Source organism: Pseudomonas pseudonitroreducens, from assembly GCF_021603645.1.
GTDB classification, from domain to species: Bacteria; Pseudomonadota; Gammaproteobacteria; order Pseudomonadales; family Pseudomonadaceae; genus Pseudomonas; species Pseudomonas pseudonitroreducens.
The window spans coordinates 214,383-227,944 of the sequence record NZ_BQHJ01000010.1; the positions used below are offsets into that span (position 1 = coordinate 214,383).

10 protein-coding genes are annotated in these 13,562 nt (G+C 65.1%); 7 read left to right on the forward strand and 3 right to left on the reverse strand.

The features are described 5' to 3' along the window. Positions 1–93 precede the first annotated feature (93 nt). A complete protein-coding gene (locus L6D89_RS23635; protein WP_236172628.1) occupies positions 94–1,386 on the reverse strand; it encodes a peptidylprolyl isomerase in 1,293 nt (430 codons plus the stop codon). Next, positions 1,367–4,135: an LPS-assembly protein LptD gene (locus L6D89_RS23640; protein ID WP_236201361.1), complete on the reverse strand. Its 2,769-nt coding sequence runs from the start codon at positions 4,133–4,135 to the stop codon at positions 1,367–1,369. Before L6D89_RS23640 ends, L6D89_RS23635 begins: the two co-directional genes overlap by 20 nt. A 129-nt stretch (positions 4,136–4,264) precedes the next feature. Between L6D89_RS23640 and L6D89_RS23645 the strand changes: the two genes are divergently transcribed. From L6D89_RS23645 to L6D89_RS23655, 3 genes are read left to right on the forward strand one after another with little or no spacing between them, the layout of a single operon-like run. Further along, entirely contained in the window at positions 4,265–5,287 is a 1,023-nt protein-coding gene (locus L6D89_RS23645) for an aminoglycoside phosphotransferase family protein (protein WP_236201362.1), read from the forward strand. After that, positions 5,284–5,958: an N-acetylmuramate alpha-1-phosphate uridylyltransferase MurU gene (gene murU / locus L6D89_RS23650; protein ID WP_236201363.1), complete on the forward strand. Its 675-nt coding sequence runs from the start codon at positions 5,284–5,286 to the stop codon at positions 5,956–5,958. Before L6D89_RS23645 ends, murU begins: the two co-directional genes overlap by 4 nt. A 1-nt stretch (position 5,959) precedes the next feature. Beyond that, positions 5,960–6,724: a DnaJ domain-containing protein gene (locus L6D89_RS23655; protein WP_236201364.1), complete on the forward strand. Its 765-nt coding sequence runs from the start codon at positions 5,960–5,962 to the stop codon at positions 6,722–6,724. 12 nt (positions 6,725–6,736) lie between these two features. Here L6D89_RS23655 and L6D89_RS23660 read toward each other — a convergent pair whose 3' ends face one another. Then, entirely contained in the window at positions 6,737–7,789 is a 1,053-nt protein-coding gene (locus tag L6D89_RS23660) for an alpha/beta hydrolase family protein (protein ID WP_236201365.1), read from the reverse strand. A 168-nt stretch (positions 7,790–7,957) separates the two neighbouring features. Between L6D89_RS23660 and L6D89_RS23665 the strand changes: the two genes are divergently transcribed. The 4 genes from L6D89_RS23665 (at position 7,958) to L6D89_RS23680 (ending at position 13,541) form a co-directional block, all read left to right on the forward strand. After that, positions 7,958–10,369 carry a PAS domain-containing sensor histidine kinase gene (locus tag L6D89_RS23665; RefSeq protein ID WP_236201366.1) on the forward strand — a complete coding sequence of 804 codons (2,412 nt, stop codon included), beginning with the start codon at positions 7,958–7,960 and terminating at the stop codon, positions 10,367–10,369. Positions 10,370–10,420: 51 nt separating this feature from the next. After that, positions 10,421–11,050, forward strand: coding sequence for a response regulator (locus L6D89_RS23670; RefSeq protein ID WP_138212997.1), 630 nt, complete (start codon positions 10,421–10,423; stop codon positions 11,048–11,050). A gap of 163 nt (positions 11,051–11,213) precedes the next feature. Beyond that, positions 11,214–12,251 carry an ABC transporter substrate-binding protein gene (locus L6D89_RS23675; RefSeq protein ID WP_236201367.1) on the forward strand — a complete coding sequence of 346 codons (1,038 nt, stop codon included), beginning with the start codon at positions 11,214–11,216 and terminating at the stop codon, positions 12,249–12,251. 180 nt (positions 12,252–12,431) lie between these two features. Next, positions 12,432–13,541 (forward strand): ABC transporter ATP-binding protein, encoded by a 1,110-nt coding sequence (locus L6D89_RS23680; protein WP_024763595.1) that lies wholly within the window; start codon positions 12,432–12,434, stop codon positions 13,539–13,541. Positions 13,542–13,562 lie beyond the last annotated feature (21 nt).

Here is a 13,562-nt window from a genome sequence, read left to right on the forward strand (position 1 = left end):
TACTCTACGACGAAGCCCTTGTTCTTCGAAGCTTTCGGCGGGCAAAAAGAAACCCGGCCAAGGCCGGGTTTCTTCATGAGCGACTCGCGCTGCTTACTGCTTGATCTCGACGTAGGCTTCGTCGCGGATCTGGCGCAGCCAGGCCTGCAGTTCCTCGTCGTACTTGCGTGCGCGGAGGGTCTGGGCGGCTTGTTGCTCGCGGAACTTGTCGCTGCTGTCGGTGGCGCGACGGCCGAGGACTTCCAGCACGTGCCAGCCGAACGGCGAGCGGAACGGCTTGGTGACCTGGCCTTGCGGCGCGTTGTTCATCACCTCGCGGAACTCCGGTACCAGGGATTCCGGGTCGACCCAGTTGAGATCGCCACCGTTGAGCTTGGAGCCCGGGTCTTCGGAGAACTTCTTCGCCAGCTCGCTGAAGCTTTCGCCAGCCTGGATGCGCTCATAGAGCTTCTCTGCCAGGCGCTGGGTCTCTTCCTCGCTGCGGATCTCGCTGGGTTTGAGCAGGATGTGGCGGACATGGACTTCGTCACGCAGCATCTTGCTGCCGCCGCGCTTTTCTTCCAGCTTGAGGATGATGAAGCCACCCGGGGTGCGCACCGGTTCGGTCACGTCGCCCACGGCCAGGCTGCCGATCATGCTGTCGAACGGAGAGGGCAGCTGGGCGGCCTTGCGCCAGCCGATCTCGCCGCCTTCCAGGGCGTTGTCACCGGCCGAGCGGGATACCGCCAGTTGGCCGAAGTCAGCACCCTGCTTGAGTTGCTGGTACATCTCCTGAGCCTGGCGAGCGGCAGCCTGCACGGTTTCCGGTGAAGCGCTGTCCGGTACCGGGATCAGGATGTTGGCCAGGCGGTACTCTTCCGAGAGCTGGATTTTGCCCAGGTCGGAGGCAAGGAAATTCTGCACTTCCTGCTCGCTGACCTGGATGCGCTCGGCCACGCGGCGCTGGCGCACGCGGCTGATGATCATCTCGCGGCGTACCTGCTCACGGGCTTCGTCGTAGGACAGGCCGTCGTGGGCGAGCGCGGCGCGGAACTGGTCCAGGCTCATGTTGTTGCGCTGGGCAATGGTGCCCATGGCCTGGTTCAGCTCTTCATCGGTGATGCGCACGCCGGAGCGGTCGCCGATCTGCAGCTGGATGTTCTCGATGATCAGACGTTCGAGCACCTGCTGGGTCAGCACGTGCTCGGGCGGCAGCGGTGCGCCGCGTTTCTGGATGGTTGCACGGACTTCACGCAGGCGCTGGTCCAGCTGGCTCTGCATCACCACGTCGTTATCGACGATGGCGACTACACGGTCCAGCGGAACCACTTCGGCGTGCACGACGGAACTTGCCAACAGCGCGCCCAGCATCAGCGGGCGCAGGGCCTTACATAGCATTGTCTTCACGTTGACGATAACCCTGGATACCTTGGTCGAGGAAGCCTTCCACCTGACTGCCAACTACGCCGCCAAGGCCCTTCAAGATGATTTGCAGGAAAACACCGCGGTCGGCTTTGGACGTCGAGGTCACGAATTCCTCATCGTCGTAGTCGACCCAGTAGCGATTGATCAGGCGCAGCTTCCAGCAGCAGCTGTCGTACTCGAAGCCACCGAAGGCTTCCAGCGTGCGGCTCTGGTTGTAGTCGAACTGCCAGCGGCCGATGGCGGCCCACTGCGGCAGGACCGGCCAGATGAACGAGAAGTCGTGCTGTTCGATCTTGTACTCGTCGCTGCCGTATTCGAACTGGCCAGTGTTGGGGTTGAAGCGCTTGCTGTCCGCACGGTAGCGGTAGCCGGCGTTCAGCACCTTGCGAGGATCGGCTTCGGGCTGATAGTGGAACATCAGGTTGCCGTTGTCGGTGTGGTGCGTGTTCGGGTTCCAGTTGAAGTCCGAGCTGGCGAACCAGTCGTGGTTGAAGCGGTAGACACCGGTCAGTGCGTAGGGCGAGCGCCAGGTATCGGCATCCGGGTTCTTCGCACCGCTGGCGCGCAGATCGTCTTCGGTCAGGCCGGGCAGCTGTACGCGGCGGTCGCTGAAGTAGTAGATCTGGCCGGCAGCCACGTAGGCACGCTCGAAGCCATCGTCTTCGATGAAGCGCGAACCGAGGCCAAGGGACAACTGGTTGGCGTCACCGATGCGATCACGGCCGGTGAAGCGGTTTTCACGCCACAGCGAGTCGTAGCTGAAGGTGAATTCGCCGGTGTCGAAGGTCGGCAGGTTGTCCTGGTTCTTGTACGGGACGTACAGGTACATCGCCCGTGGTTCCAGGGTCTGGCGGAACTTGGTGCCAGCGAAGGTGGTGTCGCGGTCGAAATACAGGCCGGTGTCGAGCTTGGCCAGGCCAAGGGAGCGATCCGGGCTGCTGTCGTAATTGATATAGGACGGGAGCGTAGCCTTGCCCTGGGAGTCGAGGTCCAGATCGTACTTGGTGTACAGGGCCTTGACGGTCGGAGTCATGAAGCCCCAGCTGCGGTTCATTGGCAGGCTGATGCCTGGCTCGGCATGGAAGCGATCACCCGTTGCGCGCGCCAGGCCGTGGATATTGGTATCCGGGCGTGGGTAAAGCGTCGGATTGTCGACGTCGATTCGGTAGTAACCTTCATCCAGATCGCGGTCGAAGCGCACGGCTTCGGTGCTGTAGGTGAAGTTCAGGCCGCCCGGATTGAACGGCAACGTGCCGTCCAGGGTGAGCTGCGGCAGGCGATCATACGGGGTGACGTCAGTCACTGTCGCCAACTGGTAGGACTGCGCGTTCAGTTTGGCGGTGTAGCTGTCGCCGCGATAGGTCAGGATGCCCTGCTGGTTGACGAAGGTCGGCGAGCCGATGCCCAGCGAGGTATCCAGGTCCTGGAAGTAGTACGGGTCGCTGATGCGGGTGTAGTCGACCTGCGCCAGCAGGCGCGAATCCAGGCCGCTGGTGTTTTTCCAGCCATACAGCCAACGGGTGTCGGTGTACTGCGGGAAGTCTTCGCGGTCGTCGTTCTTGTCGTTCAGGTAGGCGGCGTTGACCTGGCCTTCGCTGCTGTGGGTCAGGTAGCGGAACTCGCCTTCCATCAGCAGGCCGCGCTTGACCATGTAGTGCGGGTACAACGTGGCGTCGTAGTTGGGCGCCAGGTTGAAGTAGTACGGCGTGGTCAGCGTGAAGCCGGTGTCGGTCGAGCTGGCGAAGGACGGCGCCAGGAAGCCGGACTGACGGCGGTTGTCGATCGGGAAGTAGATGTACGGGGTGTAGAAGACCGGAATGTCCTTCACCCGCAGGGTCGCGTTGGTCGCGGTGCCGAAACCGGTAGCCGGGTTCAGCTTGATGTTGTTGCCCTTGACGACCCAGGCATTGCTGCCCGGTTCGCAGCGGGTATAGGTGCCGTCCTTGAGCTGGATGATCGCGTCTTCCTGGCGCTTGGCGTACAGCGCGCTGCCGCGGATCTGCGCCTGGTGCATGACGTACTCGGCGTTGTCGATCTTCGCCGCGCCGTTGTCCAGTTGCAGTTCGGCATGATCGCCGACGATCAGCGCACCGTTGTCGCGCAGCTTGACGTTGCCGACCAGCTCACCACGGTTCTCGGCCTGGTGCAGGTTGGCCTCGTCGGCTTCCACCTGCATGCTGCCCTGGCGCAGGACCACGTTACCCGCGAGGGTGGCGATCTGCTTTTCCTGCTCGTAGCGGGACACTTTCGCCGAAACGTAGGTCGGGGCCTCGTCGTTCGGCGTCTTGTCGTTCATGCCCGGGCGCGTCGGCTCGATATAGGCGCCGCTGCAATACGGGCCCATCTCAGCCTGTTGCGCGGCGGTGAGCTTGTCGCGCGGAATCCAGTCGAGGTGGCTGTAGTCACTGCTGCGTGACTTCAGGCCGCGGCCGCCGGACTCGGTGACCAGTTGCTTCGGCTCTTCGCCGGCTGCACTGCTCGAGCCGCCCGAGGACTTGGCGCTGCTCGCGGCAGCGCCACCGGCGCTGACCGAGCTGGCGCCGTGCTGCGGGCGCGGCACGCTGCTGGCGCTGCTCTGCGAGGAGCAGTCCCAGGCGCCGGACGCGGAGGGCTGGCAGGCGAACTGCTCGCCGGGCGCCGCGGTCACAGTGGCGAGCGGCTGGAAAGCCAGCAGGCCTCCGGTCACCAGTAAGGGGAATTTTCTACGGAACACGGGGAAATTCACTGCCATCTTGTTAATCCGGGCTTCCTGCGAGCCTTCAGCCCAAAACGGGCCGCACGCCTATCGATGGGCTCAAAAAGATGCTGGATAATAAAGCATGACCCGCGCAACGGCTAGGGCCGTGGAGAACCCATAAAGATGTCACAGGATGCCCGTTACCAGCAGATGATCGGCTGGTTGGACTTGAGTTTGCCCGCAGTGTTCAACGCGCAAGGCTGGGGGCAGGTGCCCGAGGCCAGCCTCACCGCAGCCAGCAGCGACGCCAGTTTTCGCCGGTATTTCCGCTGGCAGGGCGAGGGTCGCAGCCTGATCGTGATGGATGCGCCACCGCCCCAGGAGGACTGCCGCCCCTTCATCAAGGTCGCCGGCCTGCTGGCTGAGGCCGGTGTGCACGTTCCGAAGATTCTGGCCGAGGATGTCGAGCAGGGCTTCCTGCTGCTCGACGATCTGGGGCGCCAGACCTACATGGATGTACTCACCGCGCAGAATGCCGAGGAGCTGTTCGAGGATGCCCTCGATGCCCTGGTGGCCTTCCAGCAGGTCGATGTCGCCCGGCGCCTGCCGGCCTACGACGAAGCCCTGTTGCGCCGCGAACTGCAGCTTTTCCCCGACTGGTACCTGCAGCGCCAGCTGGGCGTGACCCTGGAGGGCGAGCAGCTCGCCCGCTGGGAGCGTACCTGCGACCTGCTGGTGCAAAGTGCCCTGGAGCAGCCGCGGGTGTTCGTGCACCGCGACTACATGCCGCGCAACCTGATGCTCAGCGAGCCGAACCCCGGCATCCTGGATTTCCAGGACGCGGTCTACGGTCCGGTGAGCTACGACGTCACCTGCCTTTATAAGGACGCCTTCCTCAGCTGGCCGGAGCCGCGCGTACACGACGGCCTCTCGCGCTATTGGAAAAAGGCCCAGGCCGCCGGCATTCCGCTGCCCGCCACCTTCGAAGAGTTCTTCCGTGCCAGCGACCTGATGGGCGCCCAGCGTCACCTGAAGGTGATCGGCATCTTCGCCCGCATCTGCCACCGCGACGGCAAGCCGCGCTATCTGGGCGACGTACCGCGCTTCTTCCGCTACCTGGAAAGCGTCATCGCGCGCCGCCCGGAATTGGCCGACCTGGCCGCGCTGCTGGCCGGCCTGCCCAAAGACGAGACGCATCCCGCATGAAAGCCATGATCCTCGCGGCGGGCAAGGGCGAACGCCTGCGACCGTTGACCCTGCACACGCCCAAGCCACTGGTGCGAGCTGCTGGCGTAGCGTTGATCGAATACCAGCTGCAGGCTCTGCGCCGAGCGGGGTTCGATCAGTTGGTGATCAACCACGCCTGGCTCGGCCAGCAGATCGAGGATCACCTGGGCGATGGTTCGGCCTTTGGCGTGAGCATTCGCTACTCGCCGGAGGGCGAGCCGCTGGAAACCGGCGGCGGCATCTTCAAGGCGTTGCCGTTGCTGGGTGACGACGCCTTCGTCATCGCCAACGGCGACATCTGGACCGACTTCGACTACGCGAGCCTGAACGGTGCGGTGGCCGAGGGCGATCTGGCGCACCTGGTACTGGTGGACAACCCCGGCCACCACGCGCGCGGCGATTTCTGCCTGCGTGACGGTCGCGTCAGTGACTACCGCGAAGGCCAGCGGAGCCTGACCTACAGCGGCATCGCCATCCTCCGTCCGCAGCTATTCGACGGCTGCCAGCCCGGCGCGTTCAAGCTGGCGCCGCTGCTGCGCCAGGCGATGGAAGCAGGGCGCGTGAGTGGCGTGCACCATCGTGGCCGCTGGATCGATGTCGGCACCCACGAACGCCTGGCGGAAGTCGAACGCCAACTGACGGAGGGCTGAGGTGCTCTGGCCAGGGACCCTGGTGGGGATTATCGCTGGCTGGGCGCTGGCGAGCATTCCGGGCGCCATGCTTGGCGGTCTGCTCGGCCAGGTGCTCGATCGGCGCCTGAAAAAGCGCACCTGGCGCGGCCTGCTGGAACAGTTGCGCGGTGGTCCCTGGGTGGCTGACCAGGAGTTGTTGTTCCTGTTGCTCGGCCGCCTGGCCAAGAGCCGCGGGCGGGTGCTCGATGGACACATCCAGCAGGCGCGCTCGGAGATGCAGCGTCTGCAACTGGATGACAAGGCCCGTCGCCAGGCGATCGATGCCTTCGGCCGTGGCAAGCTGGGTGGGGAATTGCTGGACGCTGGCCTGCGCCAGCGCCATGGCCAGGAGGCCACTGCCGAAGGTCTGATCCAGGCCTGCTGGCGTATGGCCTGGGCAGGCGGCGCGCCGAATGCTGCGCAGAAGAACCTGCTGCTGCAGTGGGGCGATTCACTGGGGCTGTCCCGCTCCAGGGTCCTTGCGTTGTCGTCGGCTGCCGAGCCGCCCAGGCCGCCAGCAACTCCGCGCGAGTCCTATAGCGGAGCGTTGCGCCTGCTGGGCGTGACCACGGAGAGCGAACCGGAGGAGATCAAGCGTGCCTACCGCAAACTGATCAGCCAGAACCACCCGGACAAGCTCGAAGGCCTGGGCGCCAGCCCCGAGCGGATTGCCGCGGCGACCAACAAGACCCGCGAGATCCAGGCCGCCTACCTGCTGGTGCGCCAGCGTCGCGGATTCCGCTGAACCGGGTGGCCTTCAGGGCTGTTCGATCGGCTCGAGGTGCAACGACAGCCAGCCGCGGATACGGCGGTAGAGTTGCTCCTGCTCGGTGCCAAGGTCCGCGGGCAGGGCATTCATGCCGATCTGCACGTAGTTCGGCGCCTTCTGTCGCTTGCTGGCCTGCAGGCGCAGCTTGGCAGCCGCCACGTCGGGTGCCTTGTCCTTGTAATAGAAGTCGCCGGTGGCGAGGTTCAGCAGCGGCACGGTCTCGTCCAGCGACGGCTTGAAATCGCGTGGCATCTCCGGTGCTACCAGCAACAGATTCTTGATCTCGGCCGGCGTGCGCTCGCCCAGGTAGCGGGTTGCCCAATAGGCCCCGGTGCCGTGACCGAGCAGGACGATGGTCCTGGGTTTGTGCTGTTGGGCCAGGTCGACGGCCGCCTGGATGCGCGCCAGCACGCGCTCGGCATGGGCTTTGCGCAGCTCCACCGGATCGCTGGGCGGCGGCGGAGTTTCTGCACTGGCTTGAGCCGGCTCGGCGCTGCCGGCTTCGCCGGTGCTTTCCGGGGTTGGCGTGGCGCTGCCTGCGCTGCCTTTCACTTCAGGTTTGCTGGCACTGTCGGTGGCCGTGGCGTCGGTGTCGGCGCTGACCTTGTCCGGGGACTCCTTCGGCCGCGGAATTGGTGCGGTGCTCTGCGGGTCGGGCAGGGTCACCGCCAGGGTCTGCCAGCCGGCATCGGGCAGCTTGCGCCGCAGCGGGCCGATCGCCACCGGCCAGTCGGCGCTTTCGCCATCGCCAGGGACCAGGATCACGGCGCCTTCGGCGTCGGCGGTATTGGCCGGCAGCCAGAGCGCAAGGAAGGTTTCGTCACCGGCCTTGAGCTCCTGTCGCTCGCTTTCGGGCAGTTGGCGCACCAGGCCGCTGGCTTCGTCCTGGCTGCGCTCGTTCACCGCCGGGCGCACCACTGGCGCGGCGGCCGGTTTTGCTTCGGCGGCGGGCTTGGCGTCTTCGGCCCAACTGTTGCCCTGTGGCAAAAGGCTGAGGGACAGGCAGAAGGCGAGAAGCGTCGGGCGAGGCAAGTACGGCATCGGAGATATCCCTGTCTGGCGGGGCTGCAAGCGGCGGGGCGCGAGTGCGGCCAGCCTAGCGGCTTGTATTAGCTTTGTCAGGCGCAGGCGTGCCGGGTTCAACCGGGCTTGCTGTAAGGTATGCCGGCCATTTGCTTTGACCCGAGTGAACTCCATGGTGTTGTCGGCATGATTCGTCTGTTCTGGAAAGCCTGCCTGGCCTGGTGCTGCTGCCTGCCGTTGCTGGCCCTGGCAGAAACCACTGCGCCTCCGCTGGCGCTGGATGAGGCGCAACTGGCGTGGCTTGCCGAGCACCCGCAGCTGCGCGTCGGCGCCGTGCTCGAAGCCCCTTACGTGCAGCAGGATCGCCGCTTGCAGCAGCTCTCCGGGGCCAACGTCGAATTACTGGAGTGGCTGGCCAAGTCCTTGCACGTCAGCCTGGAATGGCACACCTATGCTGACCAGGCGGCGCTGGAGCGGGCCGTGCGACAAGGCGAAATCGATCTGGCGCCCGGCGTCAGCCAGACGCCTTCGACCCTGCGCGACTGGCTGTTCTCCGACCCTTACCTGCGTGTACCGCGACTGGTGGTGGGGGACCGACGCAGCGGCACATCGGTGGAGCTGGACAATCTGCGCGACGGTGAGTCCGTCTCCGTGCGCGGCCCCGGCCCGGTGGTGGATTACCTGCGCGGCACTTACTCGGGGTTGACCCTGCAGGTCGTCGACAGCGAGCGTGAAGTGCTGCGCAAGGTGCTCGGTCGCGAGGCCAATTATGCCGTGATCGACGAGGCGCAACTGGCGCGCCTGACCCGCGAAACCGAGTTCACCGGCCTCTGGGTCGTGGCCGATATCGGCTATCCGCAATTGCTCCGCGTGGCGACTCGGCGCGACCTGCCGGAGTTGGCCGGGATCATCGACACTGCCCTGCGCGCGGTACCAGCCAAGGATCTCGACCAGCTCCACGAGCGCTGGCTGCAGCCAACCTACCCGCGCCTGGGCTCTTCGCCCGGCTTCTGGCAGAACCTCTGCATCCTGCTCGGCCTGCTGTTGGCGTTCGCTGTCGCCGCACTGTTCTGGCTGCGCCGCCAGCACCGTGCGCTGGAGTCGCGTCTGCTCGCCGCGCGCCGTGATATCGAATTGCGCCAGGCGGCGGAGCAGGCGCTGCGCCTGACCCAGTTCGCCATCGACAGCAGCACCGTGGGCATCCTCTGGGTCAACTGGGACAGCCACGTGCGTTATGCCAACCGTGCCGCCGAAGAGATGCTCGGTTACCTGCCGGGCGCCGTGGTGGACCGGCCGCTGTCGGACTTCGAACCGGCGCTGAACATGGACCGCTGGCTCAACCTCTGGCGCCGCGCGCGCAATGCCGACGAGGCGCCGCTGAGCTTCGAGACCCGTTGCCTGCGCGCCGATGGCCAGTGGCTGCCGGCGGACGTTTCGCTGAGCTTCCTGCGTTTCGGCGATTCGGAGTACCTGCTGGTGTTCCTCAACGACGTCACCGAGCGCCGCCGCGCCCGCGCGGCGCTGGAAGAGAGCGAGGCGCGCCTGCAGGGCATCGCCGCCAACGTTCCGGGGCTGGTATTCCGCCTGGAACCCAACGCGCCGGACGATGATTCCGACTTTGCCTATATCAGCTTCATCACCGGTGGCAGCGAAACCTCGCTGGGCTACTCGCCCGGCTACCTGCGCGAGAGCGGCCTGGGCATCATGGGCCTGGTGCATCCAGCCGAGCGCGAGGGCTATCTCGCCAGCCAGCTGGAGGCGGTGGCAGGCCAGCGCAACTGGCTGTGGCAGGGGCGCATCCTCACCCGCAGCAACGAGCCGCGCTGGGTCGACATCAAGGCCACGGTGCGCACCCTGGATGATGGCCGGTCGGCCTGGGACGGCGTGGTCTGGGACATCACCGAACACAAGCAGATCGAACTGGAGCTGCAGGATTCCCGGGCGCAACTGCGCGAACTGTCGGCGCACCTGGAGAGCGTGCGGGAGGAGGAGAAGGCGCGCATCGCCCGCGAAGTGCACGATGAACTAGGCCAGGTGCTCACCGTGCTCAAGCTGGAAACTTCCATGTGCGAACTGGCCTATGCCGAGCTGGATAGCGGCTTGCGCGAGCGCCTGGAGAACATGAAACGCCTGATCGCCCAGTTGTTCCAGCTGGTGCGCGACGTGGCCACCGCGCTGCGCCCGCCGATCCTCGATGCCGGTATCGGTTCGGCGGTGGAGTGGCAGGCGCGCCGCTTCGAGTCACGGACGCAGATTCCCTGCCTGGTGCAGGTGCCGGAGAACCCGCCGGAGCTGTCCGACGCCAAGGCCATCGGCCTGTTCCGCATCCTCCAGGAGGCGCTGACCAATGTCATGCGCCATGCCCAGGCGCATACTGTGGAGTTGCAGCTGAGCGTCGAAGGCCGCGAACTCTGCCTGCGCATCGCCGACGACGGCGTCGGCTTCGACCCGCATGCCACGCGCCAGGGTGTTTCCTTCGGCCTGGTGGGCATGCGCGAACGGGTGCTGATGTTCGGCGGCACCTTGCAGATCGACAGCCAGCCCGGGGAGGGCACCACCCTGTTGATCCGGGTGCCATTGCGTTCCCGTGGCGGCTGAGCGGGCGGCAAGCATAACGACAATGACAAGAGTGGAACGGGAGGAACGGCAGTGATTCGAGTGCTGGTGGCGGAAGACCATACGATCGTGCGCGAAGGCATCAAGCAACTGATCGGCATGGCCAAGGACCTTCAGGTGGTCGGTGAGGCCACCAACGGCGAGCAGTTGCTCGAAACCCTGCGCCAGACGCCCTGCGAAGTGGTCCTGCTGGACATCTCCATGCCCGGCGTCAATGGCCTGGAAGCCATCCCGCGGATTCGCGCGCTGAACAATCCGCCGGCGATCCTGATGCTCTCCATGCATGACGAAGTGCAGATGGTGGCCCGCGCGCTGAAGGTGGGCGCGGCGGGCTATGCCACCAAGGACAGCGACCCGGCGCTGCTGCTGACGGCGATCCGCAAGGTTGCCAGTGGCGGCCGTTATATCGACCCCGATCTTGCCGATCGGATGGTCTTCGAAGTTGGCCTGACCGATTCGCGCCCGCCCCACGCCTTGCTCTCCGAGCGTGAGTTCTCGGTATTCGAGCGCCTGGTACAAGGTGAAGGCGTCAACGAGATCGCCCAGCAACTGGCGGTCAGCAGCAAAACCATCAGCACCCACAAGGCGCGGCTGATGCAGAAGCTCAACGCCAATTCGGTAGCCGACCTGGTGCGCTACGCCATGGAACACAAGCTCGTCTGAGCGCCCGGCACCGCGGTTTGACCCCCAGCAACGAGCTCGCTGAATTTTCCCTTCACTCTGTGCGACGTGTCCGATTTCTGTAACAAACCGTCTATCTAGCGGGCGTGAGGCAGGGAATGATTGCCGGCTTCATGCAGTACGTCGTGATAACAAGGAGAAGAAGATGTTGCGAGCGGTAAGGGGAGGGCTGCTGTTCGGCCTGCTGGGGAGCGCTGCGATGCCGGCGCTGGCGGACTACGTCACGGTGATTTCCTTCGGTGGCGCGAACAAGGAAGCCCAGGAGGCGGCCTTCTACAAACCGTTCAAGGAAGTGACCGGCAACGCCGTCGTCCACGGCTCCTACAACGGCGACCTGGCCAAGCTCAAACGCATGGTGGAGATCAGCCATGTGTCCTGGGACGTGGTGGAAGTCGAGGCCCCCGAGCTCGCGCGCGGCTGCGAGGAAGGGCTGTTCATGAAGCTCGACCCCAAGACCCTGGGCAACACCGCCGATTTCGTTCCCGGCGCCATACAGCCATGCGGCGTTGGCATCTTCGTCTGGACCACGCTGCTGGCCTACAACCAGAACAAGCTGCAGGGCACGCCCGGCAGCTGGGCGGATTTCTGGGACACGAAGAAATTCCCCGGCAAGCGCGGGCTGCGCTGGGGCGCCAAGTACAGCCTGGAGTTCGCCCTGATGGCCGACGGCGTCGCGCCCAGGGACGTCTACAAGGTGCTGTCCACCAATGACGGCGTCGACCGCGCCTTCCGCAAGCTCGACGAACTGAAGCCGAACATCAACTGGTGGAAGTCCGGGCAGGACCCGGTGCGTGATCTCGCCGACGGCAGCGTGGTGATGAGCTCGGCCTACAACGGCCGGATCGCCGCCGCGCAGGGCGAGCAGAAGGGCTTCCGCATGGTCTGGGCCGGCGGAATCTACGACTTCGATTTCTGGGCGCTGCCCTCGGGCGTGTTCAAGAAGGAACTGGCCGAGCAATTCGTCAACTTCGCCGGCCAGCCGCAACAGCAGAAGGCCTTCGCCGAAAACATTTCCTACGGCCCGACCAACCGCAAGGCGGTGGAGCTGCTGGCGCCGGACGTGGCGGCCAACCTGCCGACCGCGCCGCAGAACATCGCCAATGCCGTCGGCATGGACGTGGCGTTCTGGGCCGAGCACGGCGACGCGCTGGAGAAGCGCTTCCAGGCCTGGGCCAAGCGCTGATCCGCGGGCTGCCGACCAGGCATTGGTCGGCAGTTGTTTTCCCAGGTTTTTGTAGGGCAATCCCTACAAAGCATCCTCTCTAAGCCTTATAGCAATCTCTCATACCGCCCGATTTGCGCGCCGGTCCAGCTTCTCTAGGCTTGAGATCAACGGCATTTACAAAAAAACAAAGGTGCGGTGATGGCCGAGAATCAGGCAAACGATGTGCTGGTGAGTTTCCGTGGCGTGCAGAAGAGCTACGACGGCGAATCCCTCATCGTGAAGGACCTCAATCTGGACATTCGCAAAGGCGAATTCCTGACACTGCTGGGGCCGTCCGGTTCCGGCAAGACCACCAGCCTGATGATGCTGGCCGGTTTCGAAACTCCTACCGCCGGTGAAATCCAGCTCGCCGGCCGCGCCATCAACAACGTTCCCCCGCACAAGCGCGACATCGGCATGGTGTTCCAGAACTATGCGCTGTTCCCGCACATGACGGTAGCCGAGAACCTGGCCTTCCCGCTCTCCGTGCGCGGCATGAGCAAGACCGATGTCAGCGAGCGGGTGAAGCGCGCGCTGTCGATGGTCCAGCTCGACACTTTCGCCGGCCGCTATCCCGCCCAGCTTTCCGGTGGCCAGCAGCAACGTGTGGCCCTGGCCCGCGCGCTGGTCTTCGAGCCGCAACTGGTGCTGATGGACGAACCCCTGGGTGCCCTGGATAAACAGCTGCGTGAACACATGCAGATGGAGATCAAGCACATCCACCAGCGCCTCGGCGTGACCGTGGTCTACGTGACCCACGACCAGGGCGAAGCCCTGACCATGTCCGACCGCGTGGCCGTGTTCCACCAGGGCGAGATCCAGCAGATCGCCCCGCCGGCCGAGCTCTACGAGCACCCGCGCAACTCCTTCGTCGCCAACTTCATCGGCGAGAACAACCGCATCGCCGGCCAGCTCCAGGCTCGCGATGGCGACCGCTGCACCGTGGGCCTGGCCCGTGGCGAGAAGGTCGAGGCGCTGGCGGTCAACGTCGGCAACGTCGGTGACACCGTCAGCCTGTCGATCCGCCCCGAGCGCGTGCGCCTCAACGGCCACAGCGAAAACTGCGTGAACCGCTTCTCCGGCCGCGTCGCCGAGTTCATCTACCTGGGCGACCACGTGCGCATTCGCCTGGAGGTCTGCGGCCGTACCGATTTCTTCGTCAAACAGCCGATCGCCGAGCTCGATCCCGCGCTCAGTGTTGGCGACGTGGTTCCGCTGGGCTGGGAAGTCGAGCACGTCCGCGCGCTCGACCCGCTGTCCGCGGCGTAACGAAAGCGGACCGGCCACTCC